General features: G+C 65.5%; 4 protein-coding genes. 3 read left to right on the top strand and 1 reads right to left on the bottom strand.

Annotation, left to right across the window (positions count from 1 at the left end):
• Positions 1–20 precede the first annotated feature (20 nt).
• Entirely contained in the window at positions 21–1,376 is a 1,356-nt protein-coding gene (locus tag DYI24_RS19235) for an esterase-like activity of phytase family protein (protein ID WP_164573449.1), read from the bottom strand.
• Positions 1,377–1,556: 180 nt separating this feature from the next.
• Here DYI24_RS19235 and mbfA point away from each other — a divergent pair, with 180 nt between their 5' ends.
• The 3 genes from mbfA to DYI24_RS19220 all read left to right on the top strand — a co-directional run.
• Positions 1,557–2,528 (top strand): iron exporter MbfA, encoded by a 972-nt coding sequence (gene mbfA / locus DYI24_RS19230; protein ID WP_107345886.1) that lies wholly within the window; start codon positions 1,557–1,559, stop codon positions 2,526–2,528.
• 131 nt (positions 2,529–2,659) lie between these two features.
• Positions 2,660–4,852 (top strand): methyl-accepting chemotaxis protein, encoded by a 2,193-nt coding sequence (locus tag DYI24_RS19225; RefSeq protein ID WP_164573448.1) that lies wholly within the window; start codon positions 2,660–2,662, stop codon positions 4,850–4,852.
• Positions 4,853–5,167: 315 nt separating this feature from the next.
• On the top strand, positions 5,168–6,191 hold a 1,024-nt coding region (locus DYI24_RS19220; protein WP_205523592.1), incomplete at its 3' end, for a nitrate- and nitrite sensing domain-containing protein.

Below are 6,191 nucleotides of genomic sequence, written 5' to 3'. Positions count from 1 at the left end.
GGTTACGTCGGCTGTGGCGCTTACTTCGCCTTCAGGAAGTCGGCGACTTCGAGCAGGATGAACTCGTTGTCGTCCGCCTTGTTCGGATCGCGGCTCGACGAGAACGGCAGGTTGTTGTCGTTGCCGACGATGATGTGGCGGTCGTCGACCTTGTCGACGTTCTCGATGGTGAAGAACGGGAACGCCAGCACGCCGTCGGTCAGCGGCTTCTTCGCCTTTTTGTCCGGATCGCGGATCTTCATCAGGTCGATGAAGCCGATCTTGTTCACCGGCTTGCCGGCGTTCGCATCGGTCAGCTCGATCTTGTAGACGCGCTTGAACTTGGCGAGATCGTTGAAGCAGTCGGTGCCGGTCTTGCCTTCGGGGCAGGCCTTGTCCTTGGTGCCTTCGCCGTTGTCACGCTCGATCACCAGGCCGTGGGTGGCGTCGATCATGTTGAAGTCGCCGATCGCGTTGCCGTTCTGCTCGAACACGTAGTGCCAGGAGCGGCCGGTGAACTTCTTCTGCGCGACGTCGAATTCGAGGATGCGCGAGGCTTCCTTGCCGTCGACCTTTTCCCAGTCCTTCTTGTCGGCGTCCCACAGCGGGCCTTCGAGCAGGCCGTACAGGAACTTGCCGTCCTTGGATGCGGCGAAGCCTTCGTAACCTTTGGAGCGCTTGAGATTGACGCCGGTGTAGGTCGTGCCCGGCGCGCCGGGCGACTGCACCGACCAATGATCCGGCGACTTGATCGGCTTGCCATCGGCCATGCTCTCATAGATGCCGATGATCTTGCCGGTCAGGTCGGCTTCGATGATGTAGGGGCCGAACTCGTCGCCGATCCAGAACCGGTCGCCGATGATCTGGAAGCCTTCGGTGTCGAAGTCGGCGCCGGTCAGATAGCGCTTGTCGGTGTCTTCGTGGACGATGCGGAACGGCACCTTCTTGTCCGGATCGTGCAGGAACACGGTCTGCTTGCGGTCGACCGTGCCGGTCGCCCAGTCGATCTTGTAGTTGTCGAGATACAGCATCGAGTCGGCCGAGTTGTAGCGCGAGCCGAAACCGTTGTCGGTCAGCACCCAGAAGGTGCCGTCCGGCATCGCCTTGATGCCGGAATGGCCCTGCAGCGGCTGGCCCTTGAACGGCACCGACACGCCGGTCGGACGGCCGTTGGACTTGCCCATCACGCTGCCCTGCGCTTCGACGCGCTGCCCGGTGGTGTACTTGCCCGAGGTTTTCAGATCGGCCGGCGCATCGGCCGGCGCGTCGACGAACGAGGCCGCCGGCAGCACCGCATGGCCGGCGAGGGTGGCGGGAAATTCGCCTTCGGATTGCGCCAGCGCGGCGGACGTTGCCAGCGCAAAGACCGCGACCGAACCGAGCAGTAGTTTTCGCATGAACAGCCTCCAGGAATGGAAAGCCGGTCTTGTGGCGGCGCTCGGTCACAGAGGCCTGACGGATCGATGAAGCGACGATGACGGGCCCTGCGACCAATTGGCCACCCGCCGCCGAGCTCGGCTTTGACTCCCCCGGCCGGCGATCCTATTTAGAAGCGTTCTAAATTTGCGGGTGCAGAAATGAAGGCGTTTTCCGACCTCACCGAGCGTGAAATCCTGGCCGTCGCCATCTCGGGCGAGGAGGAAGACAGCCGGATCTATCTGGCGTTCGCCGAGGATCTGGCCGAGCGATACCCCGATTCCGCGCGCGTGTTCACCGAGATGGCGCAGCAGGAGAAGGGCCATCGCCACATGCTGCTGCGGATGTACGAGCAGCGGTTCGGGCCGGATCTGCCGCCGATCCGCCGCGAGGACGTCAAAGGCTTCATCCGCCGCCGCCCGATCTGGCTGACCCGCAATCTGCCGCTCGACCGCATCCGCAAAGAAGCCGAGACGATGGAGTTCGAGGCGCAGCGCTTCTACGAGCGCGCCGCCGAACGGGCGACCGACGTCCACATCCGCAAGCTGCTGTCCGACCTCGCCGAGTTCGAGAAGCGTCACGAGCAGCGCGCCACCCAGCTCACCGACAAGATCCTCACCCCCGATGCGCGCAGCGCCGAGGATCACGCGGCGCGGCGGATGTTCGTGCTGCAATACGTCCAGCCCGGTCTCGCCGGTCTGATGGACGGTTCGGTGTCAACGCTCGCACCGCTGTTCGCCGCCGCCTTCGCCACCCATCAGAACTGGCAGACCTTCCTGGTTGGTCTCGCCGCCTCGATCGGCGCCGGCATCTCGATGGGCTTTGCCGAAGCGCTGTCCGACGACGGCTCGATGACCGGGCGCGGCTCGCCGTGGCTGCGCGGCGGCATCTGCGGACTGATGACCACGATCGGCGGCCTCGGTCACACGCTGCCGTATCTCGTCCCGGATAGTTGGGCCAACGCGTTCTGGATCGCGACCGGCATCGCCGCGCTGGTGGTGTTTGTCGAGCTGTGGGTGATCGCTTACGTCCGCGCCAGATACATGGACACGCCGTTCCTGCACGCGGTGTTCCAGATCGTGCTGGGCGGCGTCATTGTGCTCGGTGTCGGCATCCTGATCGGCGGTGCTTAGTCGCGGTGCTACACGCGGCGTTAGACCTAAGTCTTAGTCGGGAACCGGCTTTCCTCGTAACCGCACGAGGCGTTTGCTTAAACAATTCCAAATAGCCGGCAATCAGCATGGGGCTCTCCTAGGAGTGCCTCATGTCGTTCTCGTTCAAATCCATCCGCAAAATTCAGGTCAAGATTGCGCTGGTCGCGGGCCTCTGCCTGACCGGCGCCAGCCTGATCCTGATCGGCTACAGCGTCCTGTCGGCGCAGAGCACGCACCACTACGTCACCGCCGAGGTGATGAAGCTGGTCGATCAGCAGACCAAGGAAAGCCTGCTCAACCGCGCCACCTCCGAAGCCTCGGTGATCAAGGCCGAGCTCGACCTCGGGCTCGACTCCGCGCGCAACATGGCGCACGCCTTCGAGGTGCTGGCCGACCCGAACAATGCGGGCACCACCGACGGCAACCGCCGCCTGCAGCTCAACGCGGTGCTCAAGAACACGCTGGAGCAGAACCCGGCGTTCAACGGCACCTACTCGGCCTGGGAGCCGAACGCCCTCGACGGCAACGACGTCGCGTTCAAGGGCCGCCAGACGATGGGTTCGGATAACACCGGCCGCTTCCTGCCGTATTGGACCCGCAGCGCCAGCGGTTCGATCGCGGTGCAGCCGCTGGTCGAATACGACAGCCAGGAGCGGCATCCGAACGGCCTGGTGAAGGGCGCGTGGTTCATCAATCCCAAGGCGACCGGCAAGGAGAACATCCTCGGCCCGCTGCCCTACATCGTGCAGGGCAAGGCGGTGTTCCTCGCCACCATGTCGGTGCCGATCAAGATCGACGGCAAGTTCGTCGGCGTCGCCGGCGCGGACTACAATCTCGACTTCGTGCAGAAGCTCGCCACCCAGGCCAACCGCTCGTTGTTCGGCGGCAAGGGCAAGGTCGCGATCCTCAATGACACCGGCCTGATCGTCGCCAACAGCGCCAATCCGGAATCGATCGGCAAGGCAGCATCGAGCGCCGATCCGCGCTGGTCGGAGAGCCTGGCGATCGTCAAAGAAGGCAAGGGCACGGTGCTCGACGATCCGAAATGGGATAACGTCGAGGTCTACTCGCCGATCTCGGTGGGACGGACCGGCACGCCGTGGTCGGTGCTGATCTCGGTGCCGCGCAAAGTGGTGCTGGCCTCGGCACATGAGCTCGACACCGCGCTGAACGACCGCGCCAATTCGGCGATGTTCTGGCAGCTCGGCGCCGGCATCCTGGTTGTTGTGCTCGCCATCACGGTGATCGCGTTCGCAGCCCGCAGCATCGCCCGTCCGATCGGCGATTGCGCCACCTTCGCGGACGGCATCGCCAAGGGCGAGCTCGACCAGAAGCTGGCGATCGAACAGGCCGACGAAGTCGGCGTGCTCGCCGCCTCGCTGCGCACCATGCAGGGCGAGCTCAAACGCAGCATCGCGCAGCGTGCGGAGGATCAGGCCAGCGCCGATCTGGCGCGCCGTCGCGACATGAACGACATGGCCGACAAGTTCGAATCCGCGGTCGGCAAGATCGTCGAGACGGTGTCGTCGGCCTCGACCGAACTCGAAGTCTCGGCCGGCCGGCTGACGACGACGGCCGAGCGCTCGCAGCAACTGACCTCGATGGTCGCCTCCGCGTCCGAAGAAGCCTCGTCGAACGTGCAGTCGGTTGCGACGGCGACCGAAGAGATGTCGGCCTCGGTCGACGAGATCAGCCGGCAGGTGCAGGAGTCCTCGCGTATCGCCAACGAGGCGGTCAACCAGGCTCAGAAGACCAACGACCGCGTCGGCGAGCTCGCCAAGGCTGCGACCCGGATCGGCGATGTGGTCGAACTGATCAACACCATCGCCGGCCAGACCAACCTCTTGGCGCTCAACGCTACGATCGAGGCGGCGCGCGCCGGCGAGGCCGGCCGCGGCTTCGCCGTGGTGGCCGCGGAGGTCAAGCAGCTCGCCGAGCAGACCGCCAAGGCGACCGGCGAGATCAGCGCGCAGATCAGCGGCATCCAGTCGGCCACCGGCGAGTCGGTGACGGCCATCAAGGAGATCACCGACACCATCGGCCACATCTCCGAGATCGCCGGGTCGATTGCGTCCGCTGTCGAGCAGCAGGGCGCTGCGACCCGCGAGATTTCGCGCAACATCCAGCAGGCGTCGCGCGGCACCAGTCAGGTGACCGGCAATATCAGCGACGTGCAACGCGGTGCCAGCGAGACCGGCAGTGCGTCGTCGCAGGTGCTGGCGGCGGCGCAGTCGCTCGCCGGCGACAGCAATCTGCTCCGGCGCGAAGTCGCGCGCTTCCTGGACACCATCCGCGCCGCCTGACCTGGCTGACGTCAGTTGCGGTTACGCGCTCGGCGCCGCCGTCTCGCACGGCGGCGCCGCAGTATTTTAGAGTGTAAGTAACAAGTGACAGGCATCTTCGTCTTTCGTCGCTACGGACTCATACGTAGCCCGCGATTAACGAAGATTGATACGCGCGTAGGTAGTATCGATCTGCCGCGATTGGCGTGATGCCCGGCGTTCAACGGCGAACCCCACCATCGAAATCGGACCATTAGATTTCCTGCGGCCTGTTCCGTTCTCGGAACAGGCGCGCGTCGCCGTCGCTCGTTGAAATACGCCAATCAGGAGCCGGCGATGTCTCTCAAGATCCGTGTATTGCTGCCGTTGATCGTTCTCGCGCTCGCGGCCACCGCCATGACGCTCGCCGGATTCGAGGCGCGCGACGCGGTGATCCGCCGCCGCCAGTCCGAAGCCTTCGTCGAGGTCAATCGCATCTCGCAGCTGCTATTGAAGAGCGCCGGCCGGTGGGCGCTGGAACGCGGCCTGAGCAACGCGGCGCTCAATGCCCCGGAGCCGACCGATCCCGAGCGCCGCGCCGACATCGCCAAGGCCCGTACCTCCGGCGACACCGCATTCGCCGAGGCGCTGCGGCTGATCGGCGATGTGCCGCAGATGAAGGCCGGCGGCGCCGCGATCACCGCGGCGCAGCGCGCCCAGCAGGATCACGGCGCCCTGCGTCCGCGTGTGGACGAAGCCATTGCCAAGCCGGCGTCCGCACGCGATGCGGAGGTGGTGCGCGGCACCTTCGGCATCATCACCCGCAGCATCGATGTCGCCGGCAATTCGCTGCGCAGCACGCTGGAGACGCTGACCGATCCGCCGTCGGTGGCGCTGGCGCAGATGATCCGGCTCCGGCATCTGGCGGCGGTGATGGCCGAAAATGCCGGGCGAGAGCGCGCTTATCTCGGCGCCAAGGTCAGCGCCCGGGCCAAGTTCACGCCTGCTGAGATGGGCGAGATCTCGGCGTTCCGCGGCCAGATCGATCTGGCGTGGCCGATGATCGCCGCATTGAAGCAGCGCACCGACACGCCGGCCGCGGTGATCGACGCGATCCGCAGCGTCGATGCCGATTACTTCGGAACCTATGTGCAGGTCCGGAGCAGCGTGCTCGCCGCCAGCGACACCGGCGCCTATCCGCTCAGCGGCAGCGACTACATCGCCCGCGCCACCGACGGGGTCGAGACCATCCTCAAGCTCGCCGGCGCGATCGGCCAGGCGGCCGATGCCGAAGCCGCTGCGGATTCCGCCCACAGCAGTTCGCGCCTGATCCGGGCGCTGGCCGCACTCGGCGCCGCGGGCGCGCTGGTGGTGATCAGCC

The organism is Rhodopseudomonas sp. BR0C11, from assembly GCF_010820945.1.
Lineage (GTDB): Bacteria > Pseudomonadota > Alphaproteobacteria > Rhizobiales > Xanthobacteraceae > Rhodopseudomonas > Rhodopseudomonas palustris_H.
The sequence above is the reverse complement of the archived record's forward strand: the minus strand, read 5'-3'. Positions and strand labels throughout refer to the sequence as shown.